This window comes from Niastella populi (assembly GCF_002078015.1).
Lineage (GTDB): Bacteria > Bacteroidota > Bacteroidia > Chitinophagales > Chitinophagaceae > Niastella > Niastella populi.
Genome location: NZ_LWBP01000243.1, coordinates 95,709 through 118,110, shown reverse-complemented (window position 1 = coordinate 118,110; position 22,402 = coordinate 95,709). Strand labels below are relative to the sequence as shown.

At 44.7% G+C, this 22,402-nt stretch carries 17 protein-coding genes; 8 read left to right on the top strand and 9 right to left on the bottom strand.

The genetic code is table 11. From position 1 onward, the window contains the following. The first annotated feature begins 115 nt into the window (after window positions 1-115). Window positions 116-1,216 (top strand): 4-hydroxythreonine-4-phosphate dehydrogenase PdxA, encoded by a 1,101-nt coding sequence (gene pdxA, locus A4R26_RS31495; protein ID WP_081170669.1) that lies wholly within the window; start codon window positions 116-118, stop codon window positions 1,214-1,216. Window positions 1,217-1,888: 672 nt separating this feature from the next. On the opposite strand, the gene A4R26_RS31490 is transcribed toward pdxA, so the two are convergent. Together A4R26_RS31490 and A4R26_RS31485 are read right to left on the bottom strand one after the other, a co-directional pair. Beyond that, window positions 1,889-2,590, bottom strand: coding sequence for a LolA family protein (locus A4R26_RS31490; protein WP_242675068.1), 702 nt, complete (start codon window positions 2,588-2,590; stop codon window positions 1,889-1,891). Window positions 2,591-2,655: 65 nt separating this feature from the next. Continuing rightward, window positions 2,656-3,588, bottom strand: a complete 933-nt coding sequence (locus A4R26_RS31485) for a hydroxypyruvate isomerase family protein (RefSeq protein ID WP_081170665.1) — start codon at window positions 3,586-3,588, stop codon at window positions 2,656-2,658. Window positions 3,589-3,951: 363 nt separating this feature from the next. Here A4R26_RS31485 and A4R26_RS31480 point away from each other — a divergent pair, with 363 nt between their 5' ends. From A4R26_RS31480 to A4R26_RS31470, 3 genes are all read left to right on the top strand, one after another. Continuing rightward, entirely contained in the window at window positions 3,952-4,914 is a 963-nt protein-coding gene (locus A4R26_RS31480) for a formylglycine-generating enzyme family protein (protein ID WP_081170663.1), read from the top strand. 63 nt (window positions 4,915-4,977) lie between these two features. Beyond that, the gene (locus A4R26_RS31475; protein WP_081170661.1) at window positions 4,978-6,324 is read left to right on the top strand and encodes a Gfo/Idh/MocA family protein; all 1,347 of its coding nucleotides are present in this window, start codon (window positions 4,978-4,980) and stop codon (window positions 6,322-6,324) included. A gap of 284 nt (window positions 6,325-6,608) precedes the next feature. After that, window positions 6,609-8,603: an ATP-binding protein gene (locus tag A4R26_RS31470; protein WP_081170659.1), complete on the top strand. Its 1,995-nt coding sequence runs from the start codon at window positions 6,609-6,611 to the stop codon at window positions 8,601-8,603. 39 nt (window positions 8,604-8,642) lie between these two features. On the opposite strand, the gene A4R26_RS31465 is transcribed toward A4R26_RS31470, so the two are convergent. Together A4R26_RS31465 and A4R26_RS31460 are read right to left on the bottom strand one after the other, a co-directional pair. Beyond that, entirely contained in the window at window positions 8,643-9,515 is an 873-nt protein-coding gene (locus A4R26_RS31465) for an ABC transporter permease (RefSeq protein ID WP_081170657.1), read from the bottom strand. Further along, a complete protein-coding gene (locus A4R26_RS31460) occupies window positions 9,493-10,434 on the bottom strand; it encodes an ABC transporter ATP-binding protein (protein ID WP_081171016.1) in 942 nt (313 codons plus the stop codon). Before A4R26_RS31460 ends, A4R26_RS31465 begins: the two co-directional genes overlap by 23 nt. Window positions 10,435-10,904: 470 nt before the next feature. Here A4R26_RS31460 and A4R26_RS31455 point away from each other — a divergent pair, with 470 nt between their 5' ends. Beyond that, window positions 10,905-12,317 carry an Ig-like domain-containing protein gene (locus A4R26_RS31455; RefSeq protein ID WP_081170655.1) on the top strand — a complete coding sequence of 471 codons (1,413 nt, stop codon included), beginning with the start codon at window positions 10,905-10,907 and terminating at the stop codon, window positions 12,315-12,317. A gap of 48 nt (window positions 12,318-12,365) precedes the next feature. Here the strand turns inward: A4R26_RS31455 and A4R26_RS31450 are convergent, their stop codons facing one another. From A4R26_RS31450 to A4R26_RS31435, 4 genes are all read right to left on the bottom strand, one after another. Continuing rightward, complete coding sequence (locus tag A4R26_RS31450; RefSeq protein WP_081170653.1) at window positions 12,366-12,662, bottom strand: winged helix-turn-helix domain-containing protein; 297 nt, start codon at window positions 12,660-12,662, stop codon at window positions 12,366-12,368. Window positions 12,663-12,716: 54 nt separating this feature from the next. Beyond that, on the bottom strand, window positions 12,717-13,313 hold the full coding sequence (locus A4R26_RS31445; RefSeq protein WP_081170651.1) for a hypothetical protein: 597 nt from the start codon (window positions 13,311-13,313) through the stop codon (window positions 12,717-12,719). Between the two features lie 108 nt (window positions 13,314-13,421). Then, entirely contained in the window at window positions 13,422-14,060 is a 639-nt protein-coding gene (locus A4R26_RS31440; protein WP_081170649.1) for a hypothetical protein, read from the bottom strand. 54 nt (window positions 14,061-14,114) lie between these two features. Further along, a complete protein-coding gene (locus A4R26_RS31435; RefSeq protein ID WP_081170647.1) occupies window positions 14,115-16,385 on the bottom strand; it encodes a TonB-dependent receptor in 2,271 nt (756 codons plus the stop codon). A 337-nt stretch (window positions 16,386-16,722) separates the two neighbouring features. Between A4R26_RS31435 and A4R26_RS31430 the strand changes: the two genes are divergently transcribed. Continuing rightward, entirely contained in the window at window positions 16,723-16,977 is a 255-nt protein-coding gene (locus A4R26_RS31430) for a hypothetical protein (protein ID WP_133054841.1), read from the top strand. Between the two features lie 197 nt (window positions 16,978-17,174). Continuing rightward, on the top strand, window positions 17,175-19,526 hold the full coding sequence (locus A4R26_RS31425) for a T9SS type A sorting domain-containing protein (RefSeq protein ID WP_081170643.1): 2,352 nt from the start codon (window positions 17,175-17,177) through the stop codon (window positions 19,524-19,526). Window positions 19,527-19,768: 242 nt separating this feature from the next. Here the strand turns inward: A4R26_RS31425 and A4R26_RS31420 are convergent, their stop codons facing one another. Next, complete coding sequence (locus A4R26_RS31420; RefSeq protein WP_081170640.1) at window positions 19,769-21,088, bottom strand: T9SS type A sorting domain-containing protein; 1,320 nt, start codon at window positions 21,086-21,088, stop codon at window positions 19,769-19,771. Window positions 21,089-22,195: 1,107 nt separating this feature from the next. Here A4R26_RS31420 and A4R26_RS35940 point away from each other — a divergent pair. Beyond that, window positions 22,196-22,327, top strand: coding sequence for a hypothetical protein (locus tag A4R26_RS35940; protein ID WP_278248463.1), 132 nt, complete (start codon window positions 22,196-22,198; stop codon window positions 22,325-22,327). Window positions 22,328-22,402: the final 75 nt, after the last annotated feature.

Genomic DNA, 22,402 nt, shown 5'->3' with positions numbered 1-22,402 from the left:
ACGATATGCCTTTATTTGTAGCTTACCGGCTGCCCTGCTGAAGGCAGAAGCAGTAAGCTTCCGGTTTTCCTTGAACATTATATCGTAAATTAGCCGCTTCAATAGTAAACTCACAATGAACGCACAACAACAAAAACCCATAATAGGCATTTCGATAGGCGATTTGAACGGTATTGGTACTGAACTTGTCATTAAGACCCTCAACGACCATCGCCTGCTCGAACTTTGTACTCCCGTTATTTTCGCATCTAACAAGGTCATCAATTTTTACCGCAAATCAGTACCCGATATCAATTTCAGCTATCAAAGCATTAAGGAACTGAATCGCGTGAACATTAAACAGATCAATATCTTCAATTGCTGGGAAGAAGAGGTTGGCATTACGCCCGGCCAGCTTTCCGATATTGGCGGTAAATATGCCATTAAATCGCTTACCACCGCGGTTCAGGCGCTGAAGGAAAACAAGATCCATGGGCTGGTTACCGCCCCTATTCATAAAAAGAATACCCACAGCAATGAATTTAACTATACAGGCCATACGCCCTACCTGAAACATATTTTTGGCGTACAGGATGTAGCGATGCTGATGGTTGCCGGTAATTTCAGAGTAGGTTTATTAAGCGAGCATGTTCCCGTAAGCGAAGCCGCCAAATATGTTACCCGCGATAATATTCTGTCGAAGCTCAGCATCATCAATAATTCACTTATTAAAGATTTTGGTATTGATAAACCCAAAGTAGCCGTACTGGGTTTGAACCCGCACGCCGGCGATGAAGGATTGATTGGCCGTGAAGAAGAGGAGATAATCAAACCTGCTATAAAAGACGCACGTCATTTTATGCTGGCTATGGGACCATATAGCGCCGATGGTTTCTTCGCCCGCAGGCACTATGAAAAATTCGATGCGGTGCTGGCTATGTACCACGACCAGGGATTGATCCCTTTCAAATCACTGGCTATTGGCGAAGGCGTTAATTATACCGCGGGTTTACCGGCTGTACGCACTTCACCCGATCATGGAACAGCCTTTGATATTGCCGGAAAGAACAAAGCAGATCACAGTTCATTCCTGACCGCTATTTTCGAATGTATTGATATCATCAATCGCCGTCAGGGTTACTTCGAAAGCCATCGCAACCCGGTGAAGAAAGTTACCCCCGCTATCCTGGCAAATGTGGAAGATGAGAAGATAGAAGAAGATACGAACAACGAATAATATGAAGAACAACGAATAAACAAAATACCCTCCCGACCAAAGTCAGGAGGGATTTTTATTTTGATAGGACAAGTAGGCTAAGGTTTAAGAAATACGATTGCCGGTAAGAGCAACTATCTCTGCCATAAGCTAAGGTTTAAGAAATAAGATGCCAGTCATTGCAACTATTTCTTCATGCAAAAACATAGGTCAAGGTTCGCTGATAAGTTAAATGGTTAGTTAACCATCTATGCAACGCATAAGCTAAGGTTTAAACGGTAAGTTCACGCATCAGAGCAACGATATCATGCCAAATACAGGTATCTAATCCGGGGCCAATAGAAAGAGAATATTTTTAGTTGGAATGCTGGTACTTAACCCGCTATCTGTAGTCTTTAACTGTTCTTCCCGAAACAACAGCACAGGTACTTAATGAATGATAATTACCGGAGGGTAATTGAAAGAGCCGCAGGAATAAAGACATGTTTTCAGTTTTCAGGTGTACTATTCACATTTAAAAATGCGCTTATATAACGCATGTGTTGAATATATTATTTCTCTTAAAAAATAATAAAGAATAGCACTTACCCATCAACTGGCTGATAATCACCAATATGAATTTTATCAACAAAAAACTATTTGATATAAATCAATAGCACTTTAAAACATCCATGTTGAATGTTATTATAAACCTTATTTGAAGAGATCGTTCGACAATCCTTTGTTGATGCTATAGCTGGTATAGGAGATCTGAATTTTACCTTTTTGACTGCCGTTCGCTGTATTGGCTTTTGGTTTTTGTTCGCCTGCATCGTAATCGAAGGCAAGGCCTTTGGGTAGTTTATAATCTTTGGTGGCAAACAGGAAGGTGATGGTATCGGGCAGGCCGCGGCTGGTATACTTACCGTATTGCATTTCCATTTCGTAGGTGCCGTTCTCACGGGTTGTAATGATAGCCTTTTTCACCAGCGCGTCTTTCTCATCTATATACAGGGTAGAAACCACAACATCGCTTTTTTCATCGAGCGGTAATAATTTAATGATGGTCACCGCTGCGCCGTTCACTGTTCCTTTGCCGGCCGGTACGGCGGTATAATTATTCCCTTCAAATAAAGCCGCCAGGTTTATATTACCCCCACCCTTTGGAACAATGGAAATACCGTCCTGTTTTTTGATCTTGAATTTATCGGGCTTTTTATAATATATGGTCACCTTTGACTCAGGCACTTTCATAAACGAAACATCAGTTTTCATTACTCCTTCGGCCTGGTAGTCGGTAACAATCGCCAGCTTCTCTTTTACTTTAGTTATCAGGGCATTGGCGTCCTGTGCCCGGCTTGCAAAAGCAGGCAACAGGAACAGCACCAATAAACAGGCGGGAAAGGCTGGTATCATACCCAATATTTTCATTCTGCAAATTTACTACTCGCCCCCCGGCCCCAAATGAATTTAACGAAGCCTTACAGAAAACTGTCGGCATCGCGGTAGGCTTTTATGAGAGCAATCTCCCCCTCCTTTCCTTGCTGAAAATTCCCGTGCTCCATGCCCAGGATGCCCTTAAACCCTTTGCTATGAATGTGCCTGAAGATATTCAGGTAATTCATTTCGCCGGTACCGGGTTCATACCTTCCGGGGTTATCGCCTATTTGCAGATAACCGATCTCATCCCAGGATTTATTAAGGTTGTTGATGATATCGCCTTCGTTACGCTGCATATGGTACATATCGAACAACATTTTGCAGGCAGAACTATTCACAGCTTTGCAGATCATATACGCCTGGTCGGAATGACGAAGGAACAGGTCGGAATTGTCGCTCAGCATTTCAAGCACCATTACCAGGCCGTGCGGTTCAAGAATGGCAGCGCCTTTACGCAGGGCGGTTATTACGTTTGCGGTTTGATAATCCAGGGAAAGCGATCTGTCGAAATTACCCGGCACAACGGTCATCCATTTGGCGCCGCACCGTTTGGCAACTTCAACAGCCTTTTTACAGTCACTGATCATTTTATCGATCCATTCCTGCTTGCCGGTGGTGAGGGTGGTTTTCCAGTGCCAATTGTCTGAAGTGATCACAAATACACCCATATTCATACCCAGCTTTTGCAGGGTATCGCCTATTTTCTTTTGCATTTCGGGAGTGCGGCCCATCATCCCATTGTCTTCAATAGAACGGAAACCATGGTCGTACCCGAATTTTATCTGATCGATGATGTCATTACCGGCATGGCTCTTAAACATACCATCATGAAAAGCATAGTTCAAATTAAAAGGTTTATCCGCAGCGGGAACAGGTTGTTTATATACCGGTGCAGCAGCAGCGCTAAATCCGGTAGCAGTGATCAATGAGGCACCGGTGAAAGCAGTTTGTTGCAAAAAGGATCGTCTTTTCATTATCAGCGCATTTAGTGTTTAAATTTATAGATAATAATATTTAGCAGCGCGCAATGCCCTGATAAAACAAAAAAATAAACACCGCGTAACGGTTTAGGGGTGCATGCCCGTCTAAACGACTTATAAGAAGGGCGTATCAATTGGCAGGGAGCAATAAGCAAAAGGCAATGGACAAGTGACGATAGCCAATGGGCAATGCGCCTGCGGCAATGACAAACCTTCGGCATTTTGCGTTGGGGTTTCCCATTCAGCTTAAATGTTTAGCGCTTTTCGCAAACGTTTTCCAAAACTAATCAGGGTACAACCTGTAAATGGAATGCTTTAATTTCCTAATTTCCATTTCTTTCATCAAAAGATCGCCTTGTGAAATCAATACAAATTGTAATGTCTTTGTTGTTGGGTAGCGCCGGCGCCGTTGCCCAAACCAGTAATTCAAATGCTTTTTCGCCCTATGACCAGTCGATCCCCGGTAGTTCGGTATCATTTAATATGGTGCCTGTACAGGCAGGCAGTTTTACCATGGGCAGTCCGGCTTCGGAAGCGGGGCGTAAACCAGCAGAGGGCCCTGCTAAACAAGTTAAGCTCGACGCCTTCTGGATGGGCGCCAAAGAAGTTACCTATGATGAATTTTTGTTGTTCTTCAACGATGAAAATACACCGCGCGATTCGGAAGTTGATGCAGTTACCCGCCCAACCCCGCAATATATCGACCTCAGTTGGGGTATGGGTAAACAGGGCGGTTTCCCGGTAAACAGTATGTCGCAGTATACCGCTATGATGTATTGCCGCTGGCTGTATAAAAAAACAGGTGTGTTCTACCGGTTGCCCACAGAGGCTGAATGGGAATATGCCTGCAGGGCCGGCAGCACCAGCGCTTATTTTTTTGGTAACGATGTCAAACAATTGAAAGAGTACGCCTGGTACGCCGATAACAGCAACAGGAAGTACCAGAAAACCGGACAGAAAAAACCAAATGCCTGGGGGTTATATGATATGCTGGGCAACGTGGGCGAATGGACACTCGATCAGTACAGGGAAGATTATTTTTCTACGATCGGAGATGCCGCGCTCAACCCCACGGTAATGCCTACGGAAACGTATCCCCGCGCAGTTCGCGGCGGCGGCTATTTAGATAAGGCCGATGCGCTGCGATGTGCAACCCGGCGGGCCTCCGATCCGTCATGGAACAAACGCGACCCGCAGATGCCCAAAAGCAAATGGTGGCTTACTGATGGCATGGCCGTAGGTTTCCGCGTCGTTCGCCCGTTACAGGCTCCTACTGCTGCAGAAGCAGAAGCCTTTTATAAGAAATATTGCCACGAGTAACACCCATGCGTTAGCTCGTCATATTATAGGGATCCTGATTTTGTTATACTAAAACTGATGCAAATGAGCACTGAACAATCTAACAACCTTGCCGCTTCTCGCCGCCGGTTTGTAAAACAAACTACCTGGCTGGCCGGAGGATTACTTGCCGCTCCACTTCTCTCGAGAGCTAACTATTTTTCCGGTGCCGATGATACCATAAAAGTTGCGCTGATCGGCTGCGGCGGACGGGGTACCGGAGCTGCCATGCAAGCCCTGCTAAGCAAGCAAAATGTAAAGCTGGTTGCCATGGCCGATGCCTTTCGTGATAATTTAGACAGAAGTTATAAACGTTTAACCGCACCCGAAACTTCAAAAAACAGCGGCATCAACCTGGCAGAACGCATCGACGTTCCCGAAGAAAGAAAATTCGCCGGCTTCGATGCTTACCAGAAAGCCATTCCCCTGGCCGACGTGGTAATTCTGGCAACGCCGCCCGGTTTCCGCCCCCTTCATTTTGAAGAGGCCATAAAACAAAACAAACATGTTTTTATGGAGAAACCAGTGGCTACCGACCCCACCGGTGTACGTAAAGTGCTGGAAGCGGCAGAAGCAGCCAAACAAAAGAAACTGAACGTGGTAGTTGGCCTGCAACGCCATTATCAGAACTCATACCGCGAACTGTTCAAACGTAAAAAACTTATTGGCGATATCACCTCGGCCCAGGCCTGGTGGAACAATGACGGCGTTTGGGTTCGCAAACGTCAGTACGATCAAACCGAAATGGAATACCAGATGCGCAATTGGTACTATTTTGTGTGGTTGTGCGGCGATCATATCTGCGAACAGCATATTCATAACATCGATGTAGTGAACTGGTTCAAGGAAGGTACGCCTGTTAAAGCGCAGGGCATGGGCGGCCGGCAGGTTCGCAAAGGCAAAGAACACGGCGAAATATTCGATCACCATTATGTTGAATTTACCTATGCCGATGGTTCCGTGCTCAACAGCCAGTGCCGCCATATTCCGGGCACTATGAGTAAAGTTGACGAACTGATCGTTGGCACCAAAGGAAAAATAGAATGCGGCGCAGGCAAGATCACCGATTATAAGGGTAAAGTATTATACCAGTTCGACCAGCAAACCGAAAACAACCCGTACCAGACAGAACACGATGAATTGTTTGCGGCTATTGCCAAAGGTGAATACAAATTTGACGATGCCGAATGGGGTGCCAAAAGCACCATGACCTCTATACTTGGCCGTATGGCAACATATACGGGCCAGGTAGTTGAATGGGAAAAAGCATTGAACTCACCCCTTAATCTGCAACCGCAGACATATGATTTCAATGCAGCACCACCTATATTACCCAACGACGAAGGTTACTACCCGGTTCCCATACCCGGCGTAACCAAATACGGGTTCTAAATATTACACGCAGGCTTTTCATTCCGGCCCGGAAGAAGTTCCCTATTCAGGAACACGCTTCCGGGCTTTTTTAATCCCGATCGACTTCCAGTCCTAAAAAATTTTCTTACCTTCCCCAAACAGGCAGCCAGCTTCGCTGCCAGGGCTCCGTTTAGTAGCAGAACTGTATTCCCAGGCAAACATTCAACCAATCAAAAAAGGCAAATTGAACGCACAGAATGCGTGTTCTTTCCGTTGTTGCCATTGATCTACCCATATACGGGTAACAAAAACAAGATATTACAATGAAAGGGGGATCGCTTTTCAAGTGGTTTAAGGATATATCCATTGCCAAAAAATTATACTTAACGGTGGGCCTGATGGCCACCCTTATCGCCCTTGAGTTAGGTGCGCTTGTATTTTCAATTCATACGCTCTCATCTGTACGCGCATATGTAAGCGGGGAAGGCCTTTGGTCAAAAGCGCAAAAAGATGCCATGTACCAGCTGTTAACATACAGCCGCACGCATAATGAAGCCGATTACGAGAAGTTCAAGGAGTTTATGAAGGTGCCCGGCGGCGATCATAAAACGCTGGTTGAACTTGCCAAAGCAAACCCCGACATGAATATTGCCCGCCAGGGTTTTATAGAAGGCCGCAACCATCCTGAAGATGTAGACGGTATGATAACGCTTTTCACCCGCTTCAACCGTATATCGTATATCAATAAAGCCATCGAGATCTGGTCGAAGGCCGATCCGCTGGTGGCCGAATTTGTTCCCATTGGTGAACAACTGCATGCAGAGATCAACTCGCCCAACCCTTCGCCCGAAAAGATCAACGCCATTATTGCGGCCATCGATCCGTTGAACGCCCGCCTTACAAAACTTGAAGATGACTTTTCCTATACCCTGGGCGAAGGATCGCGCTGGCTCGAAAACCTGGTTCTGAAATTACTATTTGCCATAGCCCTTTCGGTTGAAGTAACAGGGTTGACACTGGCTATTATAGTAAGCCGTAACATACAGAAAGGATTGAACGAAATTCTGCAATCGGCCAAGGCGGTTGCAAAAAAAGAATTCAATCGCAAAGCAAAGGCATTCTCAAAAGATGAGATAGGCATCCTGGCTCATAACTTCAACAGTATGGCCGAAGAACTGGAACGCAGCATCAGGGAAATTGAACAGGCCCAGCAAAAATTCAAAGGCCTGCTTGAAAGCGCCCCCGACGCTATTCTTATCGTTGGTGAAAAAGGCACCATTCAACTGGTAAATAATAAATGCGAACTTATTTTCGGGTATAAAAAGAATGAGCTTATCGGTTATAATGTAGAGTTATTGTTACCCGAACGGTTTCGCTCTGCGCCAAACGAACAACGAAAATTGTTTTATGATATTCCCGGCGTTCGTTCAACGGAGGTTGGGCTTGAATTATTGGGCCGCCGCCAGAACGGGCAAGAATTTCCGGTGGAAATAAGTTTAAGCCCGCTCGAAACCGAAGAGGGTTTACTGGTAACGGCCGCCATTCGGGATATTTCGGAGAAGAAACGCCTTGAAAAAGAGATCAGGGACGTTAACCTTTCACTGGAGAAAAAAGTAAAACAACGAACCGCCGAACTGGAGATCAAGAATAAGGAGCTGGAACAATTCGCTTATGTAGCCTCGCATGACCTGCAGGAACCTTTGCGTACTACCTCCAGCTTTGTAGAGCTGCTTCGCAAACAATACTACGGTAAGATCGACGAAAACGCCAACAGGTATATCGATTACGTGATACAGGCTTCGGATAGAATGAAAACGCTGATCAAAGACCTGCTCGATTACTCGCGCATTGGCCGCGAAAAACAATTTGAACCGGTCGACTGCAATACCGCATTCGCTGAAGTTACGGCCGATCTGGCCAAAGTAATAAAGGAAAACAAAGCCGTTATCACCGCAGAGAAACTGCCGGTGGTAAACGCATTCCCAACAGAGTTGAAACTATTATTTCAAAACCTCATCAGCAATTCGATCAAATTTCAGCAACCAGGTGTTGCCCCTCATATCGACATCTCAACATCGAAAGAAAACAGTCACTGGCATTTCAGGTTCCGCGACAATGGTATTGGAATAGAAAAACAATACCAGCAACGCATATTCATCATCTTTCAACGGTTACACAATCGCTCGGTGTATGAAGGCTCGGGTATCGGGCTGGCGCATTGTAAAAAGATAGTTGAACTGCACGGCGGCACAATATGGGTAGAATCGGAAGCCGGCAAAGGCAGTACTTTCCATTTTACGATTGCCGAAAATACATAATACACGTGTGCCACACTTTGAAAGTGTGGCACACGTCGTTCACGAAAGCACATCCTTCTTTCTGAATATGACAACAGCTGCGGTTACAAAAAGTATGATATGCACTACCAGTATAGATGCCGATCGAAGTATCCCCGGCAGGTTCTGGATGCTGCCCGGCACGGCACTGTTGCCGGTGGTTGCCTGAATATCGAAGAATCCCTTCCACCCCAGCATATGCGATGTGAACAGGTATGGTTTCATTGTTAAAAACAATGGCAGGTCCATTGTGGTAAGAATGGTACAAACAATTACGATGCTCATAGCTGCCACAATGGGGCCAATTGAATTCTCGGCAAACAGCGATAAAAAGAACGACAGGGCCGCTACCGTTGTCATGGCAATGGCGGCAAAACCGAAGGCGGCTATATAACGCCAGAATACATCCGAAGCAGGTATCTGAATGATCACCTGGCTTTGGAACACCATGAGGTCGCCTGAACCAAAGATCAGCAGCGAAAGGAATAACGACAGAATGGCCATCCATATCAGCAGCAATAAAGTATAGATGGAAGCGGCAAGGAATTTACTTACCAGCAAAGCGGAGCGGCTGATGGGTTTGCTTATCAATAAGCGCAAGGTGCCCATATTCGCCTCACCGGCTATCATATCACCACCAACCAGCGCTATCAGCAACGGCACATGAATAAGCAGCGTTTGCAGAATAAAATAACATACAAAATACCCATTGAGGATCTTGCCTTCCACATTGAAGCGCTCTATGCTTTGAAGCATAAAACCCACATAGGTTTTACCATCGAGGTACAGGGCCAGCTGAATTAACGTAACGATAGCGGCAATGGCAATAAAAGCAATATAAGTACGCGGCCGTTTGAATATTTTGAAAAGCTCAATTTGTAAAAGTGTCCACATGCCGGTTTTCGGTTGTTAATGACAGAAAATAAGATTCCAGGGAGTTCTGCGGTTGTAGCGACATGATATTTGCGCCGGCATTTACCAGTTCGGTTGTTAACTCAGGCACCTGCGCTTTATTCATACGCAGCAGAATAACATTTTTATTCTGTTCCTGTGCCTGCAGGCCTGCCTTCCACCGGCTGTTTTGCAGCCAGGCCATCATTTCCCGTGCATTGGTAACTTCAAGATGCACGATGGTGTTGGCCGGGTCAACCAGTTCGGCAACAGTTCCCTCCATTACCTTTTCACCCTTGTCTATAATGAGCATGCGGTTGGCTATCAATTCTATTTCATGTAACAGATGCGATGATACCAGAATGGTTTTTCCCTGGTGCCTGCTCAGGTGCAGGATCAAATTACGAATATCTGCAATACCCTGCGGATCGAGGCCATTGGTTGGCTCATCGAGTATTATCAACTGCGGATCGTGTATGAGGGCAATCGCAATTCCAAGGCGTTGTTTCATCCCCTGCGAAAAGGTTTTCACCTTGCTGTGCGCCCGTTTCGAAAGCCCTACCTGCTCAAGCTGATCATTCAGTTTTTTTTCAGTGACCGTTGCGCCACTCATTTTCGCAAACAACGAAAGGTTCTCATATGCGGTAAGATATTTATACAGATCGGGTTTTTCAATTACAGCGCCTATCTGACGCAATATTTCCTTCCGGTGGGAATATAGATTTTTACCAAACAATTCTATGTTCCCCGCTGTTGGCTCAATGAGTGTTAGCAACATGCGTATAGTGGTGGATTTACCGGCGCCATTCTGCCCCAGAAAACCATATATATCGCCTGCATTCACAGTGAACGAGATATTATTCACCGCCTTCAACTCACGATACTGCTTGCTTAAATTACTGACATTTATGATCGCAGACATACGTATTAATAAGTTGTACAAATTACAACCCGAATTGGTTCGGGCCTGAAAAATATAGTTGGCACCGGCTATTATTAAGACCGATTTAACCAAAATATTTTTTTATGTGGTCCTGCTTGCAAAAGACAAAACCGTTAGTTACATTTGTAAGGTCCCTATACATCCTCTGACAATTCCGTAGCCCGCAGATCATTAAAATTCTGCCTGCAAAAAATTCCAAAGACCTACATAAGCCGCTGACTATTTGAATGATAGCAGAGTTCAGATGAAACAGTCGACGGTCTTAATCTTCTTTGAACTGCATTTTATCGTATAAATACTTTCCAATTCCTACGTAATTTCCTCGTGTTCGTATTACCCTCCCGTGATCGTTTGTATCCTTTAAACAACGCATTGCCTTTGAATACCCATGCCGGCTCATTTACAAACCGCATTGGCGTATCTATTATTTAACGCTGAAACTTTCAATAATGAAGCGCATCTCATGCCTACTGATAGTAACCGGTCTGCTGGTTTCCGGAACCAGGGCCCAGGTTACCGAAAACTTCGACACCAGGAACGGTGTTGCTCTCACGCAAGTGAAAGGATACTTACAAAATCATTGCTGGTCACTGTCTGACGTCGACATCACCCGCGCCACTGCGGAAAACGATGGCTGGCTGGTGCCGGGGCCGGTAATTTCGCCCAATGCACGCACCGGTATTTATACGCCGGTACTGGATGTAACCGATCAGGTAAACGTTTCGTTCAACTGGCAATTCGATCAGCCTTTTGAAAAAGGCGCCCGCCGGTGGATAAAGGTTTATTTAACCGATCCCAACAATATCATCGTAAACCGGCTCGATAGCTTTGAATGCCCCAACATTGCCAGATCGATGTACAATTACAACAAAACATTTATGCACTTACAACCGGGTGTATATAAAGTGTTCCTGAACTACCAGGGTACCGGCGGCAATACCCGCATTGCCATCGATCAACTGGTTGTTTCTGCCGGGTTACACTATAGCGAAGGCTGCAATACATCACCTGTTGCAGTGAATGATGAGCTTACCGGTTTCCCCGATCGTACTGCAACCGGACAGGTTACCATAAATGACCGCGATGCAGACCGTGATTATTTCAACGCTTACCTCATCAGCAATTCACCCGATGGGAAAGTGCAGTTGCGCGGCGATGGCAGTTTTATATTCACGCCCAACCCGGGCTTTAGCGGTAACTCAACCACTTTTACATATAAAGTTTGCGACAACGGTTACGGCCGCCTTTGCTCACAGGATGCAAAAGTGAAGCTCAGTTTTCCCGATGAATCGGTAAGCCTTAACGATTTCGCGGGGCTGTATAACGATGGCGGTAATGTAATGCTGAAATGGGCCACCGCCTACGAATTCAATAACGACCGCTTCGAGGTGGAAAGAAGCCTCGATGGCCGCAAATGGCATACCGCCGGAACAATTAAATCGGAAGGTGTTTCAACCAAAAGAAAAATATATTCGTTCAACGACGAAGTTGGTAAGAATACGGCACTGAAAAAAGATCTGTACTACAGGTTGAAGCAGGTTGATATTAATGGTAAAGTAGCAACAAGCCGGCTATTGGTAGTGCGTGTGTACAATACGCTTGCGGTGAAAATGGTGAGTGTTACACCCAACCCGGCAAAGAATGATATTTCGGTAACCGCGCAGTTGAATTCAAGCAGCTATGTTGCCCTTAAGATATTAAATGCCGATGGCGCTATTGTGATGAATAAAACGTCCAAAGCCGATGCAGGAGCCAACAATTTTATAATGGAGGGAAGCAGCAACCTGCAACCCGGCGCTTACACGCTCGATGTTACGGTCAACAGCAAGGAACGCATGATGGTTAAACTGATCAAAGAATAAATTTGGTTTCACAGGTAAGCAACCCCTGCTTTTGCAAAAAGGTGGGGGTTATTTTATTTTTACCCCGAGGTAGGTTTGTAAATTCTTTACATACTCATCAAACGCGGCAACACCCGCCGGGGTTATTTTACACATGGTTTGCGGATAATTATCTTTAAACTGTTTCACAACCTCAATATATCCAACCTCTTTCAGTTTGTTTATCTGCACGCTTAAATTACCGGCCGTTGCATTGGTCTTTTCACGAATAAAAGTAAACTCTGCCTCCTTCACACTAATGAGAAGCGAAACAACCGCCAGCCGCAGTTGGGAATGTAATATCGGATCCAGATCTTTAAACTCCATTGCAATCCCTTTCAACCTTTAATTGATGCCTTTATATTAACACGGTCAGTGCCGCTAATTGTTCGCTTTTCTGAATTTCATCCGTAATAAATATCCGGGAATGATCCATGCGATTATCATAGCCGCCGACACCAGCAACAACTGGTATTCCAGTGGTATTATAGTACATAGAACACTCAGGAACCAGCAACCTATGCCGCCTGCCATCAACGGTTTAAAACGCAAAATTACGCCCGACAAAAATGTGGGCATACCATATATAGCCAGGAACAACGGATCGATGAGCTTATAATACTCCTTTCCCTGAATGTAGCCAATGACCACCGCCATCAGGAACATGATGATGACAAAGGTTAACCATACATATTTCACAATATCATCGGTATAGGTTCGCACGGTTTGTTTTCGCCGCTTTTTACGCAGAAAGAAGATCTGAAAGATAACCGCCACCCACGTAAGCGACCATACCAGATAATGCTGTTTGAAATGTACCTGTAGTAAAATAAACTCGCTTACGCTGCAAAGAAATACCACCCAGCCCCATAATAAATACAAAAAACCGTCCTCATTAAAACGGTTGGTAGCCCGGTTGATCATAGACTCAATAAGAGCTAAACTTTCAGCGTGCGAAAAACTTGTTTCTTTTTCCATATAACAGGAACCTTGGTTAAATGTTCGCGCGGCGAAAACTGTTGCCGCTGCGTTTATATAGAAGAAAATGGTTCACACACCGTTGCATCGATGTGTGAACCATTTTGCTTATTTACAGGTAGCCAGCACTTTTTCAGCCTCGGCTTTCCCCCAACTGGGCGCTATGGCAGAAGCAGGTTTAAATGCTTCAAATTTTTTCACCGCTTCCTCAAGCAAAGGTTTGGCGCTGTTGCAGCCGCCGCCGAACTGCTCGGGTGTATTGCGCAGGTTCTGCCCCTGCAAATAATAAGGTCTTGGATTGGCAGGGTCCTGCTTTTTTGCATTCTCCAGCTCTGTTTGAATGGTGGCGCCGTATTGCTGCCAGCGCGCCTGCGGGTTTACCAGCATGCGCATTGTTGCTATCATTGACTTTACACAACTGATCTCGGAATTATCCGGTTGCAACCCGTCGGCCTTTGTAAGCAGGGCTTCCGCTTTACTGGCAAATGCATCGTTGTTTGCCATATCGTTTTTCATAAAACCATATATTACCTGGCTGAGCGAAGCATAATAATAGGGCAGCCATTGTGTTTTTTCAGCATCGGCAATACGCTCAAAAGTAGCTGAGATCGACTGCATGTCGTCAGCGGTTTTTGCCGAATCCCATTTAGCGATGGCGGCGGTCATTGCCTTTGTAAACTTTTCGCTTTGCCCAAATCCCTGTGCAGCTATGGCAACCGAAAGAACCGCAATAAACATTTTCTTCATGATGATTGATTTTTGTTTTTATCGTTTTTTTCATTTGTGATTATCGTTCTGTTATTACAAATTGCTGTTGATAACGTCATCACTTCTGTCGACCCCAAAACTCAGAAAACATCCCAGAAAGAAGAACCGCCGGGAAGTTGGCAGAATGGGATCTTTTCGCAAGCCGTTGTAAGAATAGTTATAACCAAATATCTGATCGCTGCCTAAAACATTGTTAACAGAAAACACCCATACCGCAAATCTTTTTGCTTTTGGATTGCCGATGTTAGGTAAATAATTAACGCTAAAGCTAAGGCTGTTGTAGGCGATGGTTTTTCCCTGATCGGCAATCAGGAACTTACCGGCGCTGTTGTTATATCGTATATTATAATAAGGCCTGCCCGTAGCAAAAGTATATGAACCGTTGAACTGCGTCTTTAACTTGGTAACGAACTTTTTCACTACCAGGCTGGCAGTATGGGTAGCGGCAAAATTAGGTTGAATGGCATACGGGTAATTCAAGTAATCTCTTTTTGTATCGAGGTAAGAATACGAGATCCAGTAATCGACATTCTTCAGGGTCTTACGATCGCGCCAGAACAGTTCAATACCTTTGGCATCGCCAAAACCGTCATTGCCGATACTGTCTATTATACCACTGTTATTGTTGCCATACGTTTTTATCAGATGCTCGTACTTTTTATAAAAGCCTTCTATGCGCAATGTGTAATCTTTGCTTACCTTCTGGTAGTTGGCTATGTAATGGGTGGCTTTTGTATATAAAAGATCATTAAAGGCATAACCGCGCAGGAAATAATCTTTCTCTGGTTTCTGATAAAAGATGCCATAGGCCAGCGAAGCCTGTGATTTACTGCCTACTTTATACGCCAGTGACACCCGGGGCACAATGTTCGTTTTTTCCATTATGGAACTGTGCTCGAAGCGGCCGCCAATTTTAGCTGCCAGGTCGTTGGTTATGTAAACATCCGCTTCGGCAAACGCAGCTTTAAAGTGATCGTCGGCCTCATTTATAAAACTGGTAGTATACTTATTGGTAAAGTCATTTTTATCGGTAAAGTACATATACTCGCCGCCAAAGCGAATGGCGCTTAAACCATACAATCTTCGCTCGAGTACTGTTTTTATCGTAGCCAGGTCGCCGTATTGCTTTACCTGAAAGCTTTTGGTATCGTACGGTTCACTGGCGGCCGTTACCACCTGGTTATGCTGGTCCTGCAGTTCGTTCCCAATCTTGTCGGTATTGGTGCTATAAGACGCGCCGAGGTACAAATGCCATTTTTTACCCAGCTTTTCTTTCCACGACAAATTACCGTACAGGTTGAAGTTGGTAAGATCAAAAGCATTTTTCAGAATGGTTGAATCAATATCGGGACGGCGTACGCCAAGCCGGTTATAATTGAAATAGCCATAAAACTTCAGTATTCCTGTTTTGGAAGTCTTAACGCGAAAATTAAAGTCGGCGTTATGAAACTCAGGGATCTTAAAGTTATCGGGACGTTGTTTTATCAATGCAAAGGACGCTATCAGGTTCACATAATTGTAATTAACACCCCAACTGGCGTTCTTTTTCTTCGATAGCTTTTGAAAACCGGCATTTAATGCAACGGTTGATACGCCTACGCTGGCAGAGGATTGATCGGGCAGGTCGACCGACTCGAGGATAAGGGCGGAAGAAAGCGCCTGGCCATACAATGCCGAATAACCGCCCGCGCTGAATACGGTACCTTTGAAAATAAAAGGAGAAAACCGGCCCCGCTGGGCTATATCGGGCACACTGCTGAAAAAGAAATTGTTCACCAGGGTACCGTCGATAAATACTTTGGTTTCCTGGGCGGTACCGCCGCGAACAAACAATCCTTCACTCTCCCCTACCTGCTGTGCACCCGGTAACGTTTTAAGGGCGCCGGTAACATCGGCATTAGCGCTGGCGGTGGTAACAATATCGATCGGGCTCAACACGGTGGTACGTTTGGTATCGCTGGCTTCAAAAGAACCGGCGGTAATTGTAACGGCGGTCAACTCATTGGGTTCCTGCTTCAGTACTACATCAAATCGCAGGGCGGTACCGGCGATGATGATCTTTTGTTCATGAAGTTTGAAACCTATAGATGTTACCAGTAAGGTTTGTTCGCCCTTTTCGGTTGTTTTGAATTGAAAAGCGCCCAGTGAGTCGCTGGTAGCGCCGTCATAGGTATCTTTTATGGTTATACTGGCCCCCTGTATGGGGCGGCCTTTTCCATCTTTTATTTTTCCTGAAACTGCAGTTTGGGCCGAACCTGCCAGGAAGGATAAGAGTAACACAAGCAGTGGAAGTATCGGAAGCATTGGTTGTAATTTGTACTTCAAACATAAAGTAGTTTACAGTATAAACCAAATTATTTCCAGAACTTATCCCCAATTCTCCCAGGAATGGAATTTGTGCTTATAATTAATTATCTTATTGTTTATCAACAAGTTAATTCGCTTTTGCATAAAATGTAATCAATACATTATTTGTTACTTGTTGATTTAAAAACTGTTTCACTATTGAATAAATATTAATGCATCCACTCAAAATTGGGTACATATTTACCCGTAAAATATCCATCGTGCTTTTGCGTTGTACGATTGGCGAAAAGGTGCCAACTTTCGTCTTTAATTGATTATATCCGTACCGTAAACTATGAAAAGGATCAAAACTCCTTCAATAGCATCTATTCATTTAGGTGTATTTAGCCGCCGCATGACCCCAGCAGGCTGCCCTGCCCTGCAAAAACCCCAAAGGTTAAAGGAAATTTTTTTCTTATTAACCCAAACCCCTGCAACGCATAATCCTTTCATCATTGCTACAAGTTTACCCGGTTATAATTCTCTGGTACAGCACATGTGTACCCATAAGCAATCAACGTTCATAAAAACTTTGAATAATAAATATTGACTGACCTGAAACTGAACAACTGATACAATTACTATAGATAACATTTAAAAACCGCGAACAAATGAAACAAAACGAATAAGTATCGAAAATTAAATAGAAAACATATAGGTTATAATTTATGAAGCAGTGCGAGGCCTGTTTCTTAATTATGATGACTGAATTAAATTAGAAAACTTTCATGTGTAAATCCGGAACCTATGAATTTTAAATTCTACCCTTTGAGAGCCCTGCTTTTTACCTTATTGCTATTTGGCTTTGAGGTTATGCAGGCACAGGACATTATCTTTTCCAAAACAGTGGAAAACTTCACAACTGGTGGCGACGGTACAACAGCAGGTGTTGGTGACGAGTTAATTTATCGCATCAATATCACCAACATGACCGCTCAAAACTTTGTTGCCTGCAGGATGTACGATAACATCCCTGCGGGTGTATCGTATATACCCAACTCAACAACAATGAACGGTGCGCCTTTTGCTGACGTTAGCGGCAGAATGCCGTTTGCGGCCAGTGGCAGTTATGTAAGATCTCCAACTTTTGGCGTTGGTATTCTTGCGCCTGGTGTATCCTGTACCGTCGTATTTCGTGTTCTCGTTACGGCTAACGGCGGAAGCGTCTTTAACAACGCTACCATCGATGCCACCCAAAACGGTGTTGCCACCATTCAGGCTACCAATACCGTTGTAACCAACCTGAGCCAGGAGTCGGCCTGTAACATTATTTACCAGGTAACGCCATCTAACACTTCATCCGGCAGTTTCAATTACATAAGAAGTGTAAATACCAGTAACGGGCAGGGAACAGGCACCGTTTATAATGGTACCTCCATGCCTCAGCGTGACGCGTTCACAGATGCCACCATTAGCCACTTCGGCGGTTCGGGGGTTGATCTGCTTAGTAACAGTGCAGCCATCGCTTATGATGTAAATACCAATAGAATCTATTTCGTAAATAATACCAGCAGCAGCGCCGCAACACTTTGTTACGTTGACCTAAACTTTAGCGCTGGCAGGGTATACAGATTTACCGGTTACCCGCTGGAAACAACTACCGGTAACGACTGGAACGTAAACCGTATGGGCTTTGGTTCTGATGGCTTTTGCTACGCGCTTACATCAAATTGCCAGGACTTTATTAAGTTCTATGTTGACGCTTCCAATGTGCCGCATATTACCCGCATGGGGCCGCTCATCAACGCTGCTACCAATGGAAGCAGGGACGTACTGAATGATGGCGGCGGCGACCTTTTTGCCGATGGCTCAGGTAAGTTATATATGATCGCCAACAGCGGTAACATGTATAAGATCAACCCAACCACCAAGGTAGCCACCTTTATGGGTACGGTTGGTTCTTACGCGCCGGGAAATACCGCCGCCCTGGCCATCAATGCTGCAGGCCAGGTGTACATCGGCGGGGTGTATAACGACGTATACCGGATTGACCTTGGAGCAATGCAAGCCACAAAGGTTAACGCATCTACTACAAACGTTTATCATGCCGGTGACTATAGCTCCTGCGGTTTCCCGGTACTGGCCAGTTCTATCATTGCCGACAAAACTTACCACAACATAAATGGCAGCCCAACAGTAAATGGTGGCGATACGGTTGAATATGTAATTACAGTTACCAATATCGGTAACATCAACGCTGCCGGTGTGTACATGTACGATTACATTCCACCAAGCACCACTTACCTGCCAGGTACAACCAGATTGAACAATATACCGGTTGCCGATGCTGCCGGTGGTGTAATGCCATATGCTGTTTCGGGCGGCCGCCTGGTAAATACCCTCGGCGAAGACGGCGGTATCGTTAAACCCGGTGCAGTTAATGCTGCTGTGGTGACCTTCCGGGTTGCAACCCAGCCTAACGTACAGGTATGTAACCAAAGCCGTATTACCCTGCTCGATGCTGACGGTAACGTAATGTTCGTAAACTCAAGCGATCCCACGAATATCGGCCAAACACCTACCTGCTTCTACTCTGATGGCGTACTGCCTTTGAACAACCTGAAATTTAAAGGCAGCCTGAACGATAATAAATCTGTATTGAACTGGACAATGAACGGCGATGAAAGCGTAGCTTATTATGAAGTTGAATACTCTGATAACGGCACCGCATTCAAAGCAAGTGGCAAAGTAGCCGGCAAAGGCACTAACCTCGTTACGGCCAACAGCTACCAGTTCGTTGACCTCGAGCATACCTTCGCTCCCGTTCGCTACTATCGCCTGAAGGTTTATCAAAAAGGCGGCAGCTTCAATTATTCAGGTATCATCAGGCTCAATGCCAACGACCTCACTGTTGAAGCTACTCCAAATCCGTTCGAGCGCGATATCAACGTTCAGATCAGATTAAAAACTTCTGAACAGGTTCGCATCAGACTGATCAATATCCTCGGTAAAGAGGTGTATACAACTACCGAACAATTAAGTGTTGGTAGCCATTCAGTTCTTATTCGCGTTCCTGCAGGCCTCGCAAAAGGCATGTATGTGCTGGACGTGAAAGCAGGTTCTGAACAGGTTTATCAGAAAAAACTGTTGAAGAAATAATTCAGGCCGGAAGGCTGAAGAATATAAAAGTCCGAAAGTGGCGCTCTTAACCGAACGCCGCTTTCGGACTTCTTCTTTTAAATCGTTTTAAAGCGCTTTTACAATCCGGGGAAGTCCCGTTCTTTATGTAACTTGAAAAACAACCAGCGATAATCAATAGCTTTTCAAGTTATAAATCAGGTGCTACTGACCTTTTGAGGCCCCTTGTCAGCTTGTTAACCTGTTACTTGTCAACTTACTGCTTACTTCACCTTAACAAATCGCTGAATGGCCGTTTCCCTGCCATCCGACACCTGCACCAGGTACAATCCCGGCGGCAACGCGCTCACGTTCACGGTAGCTGTTTGTCCGGGTACGCTATTGCTTATTCTTTTTATGTTTTGCCCACCGGCGTTTATGATCTGAATGTTCACCGTTCTATTCTGCCAGCTGTTTGCCAGTGTTACCCTTATTTCATTTGCTACCGGGTTGGGATAAACGGTTATGCTTTGTTCCGGATTACCATCATCGATCCTGATAATACGTACCGACGATTGCTCGTACTTTCCATCCATATCAACCATCTTCAGGCGGTAATACACAAGTCCCGAAGTGATGGCCTTTATATCGTCTTTAAAGCTATAATCTTTCTTCACGGTGTTGTTGCCATCAGTAAATATAACACCGGCATCGGTAAAGTCTTTCCCGTTCAGGCTTCTCTCGATCACAAAATGACTTACGTCTTTCTCAACTTCTGTGCTCCAGTTCAACAATGCCTGATTGCCGTTCTTCTTTGCTGTGAAGGCGGTCAGTTTTACCGGTAACGGGCTGTTCACAGGCGCCTGGTAGGCAAATGATTTGAACCAGAAGGCATACATGCGTTCAGTATCGATGTCGCGGCCGTCGCTATGGCCGCCGGCGCGCACCCTGAACTTATTCTTATTGACATATTTAGCGGTAGTCATCAACCTGGTAGCATTGGTATCTATGCCTGAATAATCTTTAAGCGGGCCGGAAAACTTTTTACCGGTAAGCGTCAAGACGTTCAAAATGCTTTCCAGCAGATCATCTACCTGTAATGATGTACGATATTCAGTTGTGTACGATTGAAAACCATACAGCGCCACCCATTCGTTAATATAATTTTCATCACCGTCTATATCAAGCGCTGTAAGGTCCATAGTTGAAATGGTTACCGGCGTATTGTCGATAGCAGAAAGAAAAGAGATCTCGAATTCCATCCACCAGTCACGCTCGCTTTTACCTGCCGATCTGTTCTTATAAGCGATATGAGGCTGAAAAGCCTTGCTGAAACCGGTACTGGTTAAATCGATGGACGATAATTTAACCGCAGCATGTGAACGGCCAATGATCTTTATATAGCCATTTACGTTATCGGCTACATTGGGAAACAGGTATACCGCGCCATCCCTGCCGTCATCGCCTTCTTTCAATGAAGCATTTTTAAATTCAAGGCCCTGCGCCTGTAATGAAACAGGTGAAACCAGCATACATGTCATTGCCAGCATAGCGCCAAACAGAAAATTCAATTGTTGATTGGGTTTGAGGTAAAGGTTGACCATCTGATAAAATTTAAATAGTTACAGTATGGCGTGCGCATAGGAAAGCACGCGGAATTCCCGGAGGGGCGGCATACAAACAGCCGCCTGCCATAACAGCATGCTGTTACGTTATTTTAAACACATATCAGGTAAAACAATGCAGTAAACAGGCTTTTCTGATGAGCAACAAGAAACAAACAGTTACCCAATCAGTGTCGATATCGGAGCAGTAAAAGGAAATGGAATTTTAGTAATTCACTAACAGCGGATATTAATGCAATGGGCAATGAACTTTTTCCCTGGGAGCGGGCAGTCATTCTTTGGATCTTTTTAAAAAAACCATCCCGTAGAAACGGGACGGCGTTGTTGATCGTACCCTTTAAAATAAACTCTTATGTTCCTTTATATAATGTTCCGGGAGCAGGACCTTTTGCGCCTGCAAAAGATCCCGGTTCTTACCTCCTGGTCCGTAATAATCATTTGGTGTGTTATACCAGGGTTACGATTTTAAAAAGAACCATCCCGTAGAAACGGGACGGTGTTGTTGATCGTACCCTTTAAAATAAACTCTTTATATCAACTGCCCATGGCTTACGCCGGAGCAGTAAATGTAATTTTTGATTTTCCCGTAAATAAAATAGCGACGGTGGTTAAACTACAGCGCCTGTAAGCAGGGCTTCAGATACTTGAATTTCGGCTGAGGTATTCAGATAGGAATGGAACGTTTAAAAGAACCATCCCGTAGAAACGGGACGGCGTTGTTGATCGTACCCTTTAAAATAAACTCTTTAATCTCTTTTCTTTTTGCGCACTGCTTAAGGTAGCACAATTATCCATCGGGTACTTTTATACATACATATCACTTATTACACAATTTCATTATGATCCGTTGCATCCATCGTCACTCATTTAACAATTTCACATATTCAAAACCTTCAGTCACTTCGGCACAACCTCACCGGTATTATAATACGTAACCAGTTCAGTTTCGGTTGGGTGGTAATACAACGGCATTTACCGGTTTGCTCAGATCATTCTTCAACTTATACATTACAATAAAGTAAGCCTTTTGGTTGAACTGTTTCAACCGGCCATTGATATATATTTTAATTACGATAAAACAAATTAGTGTTTACATGGCCGTTACTGGCGTTTATTTCGGCCCCCGGCATTACCGGCGATTGTGTAGCACTACCGGCAGAAGTAGTATATGAGAACAAACATGCAGACGTAGTAAGAACCAGTGTAACAATCAGTTGATCGAATACTGAATAAACTCTTATACTTATGTGTTTCAAAAGGTACATGCTTGCACAGATACGTTTAAAAGGGACC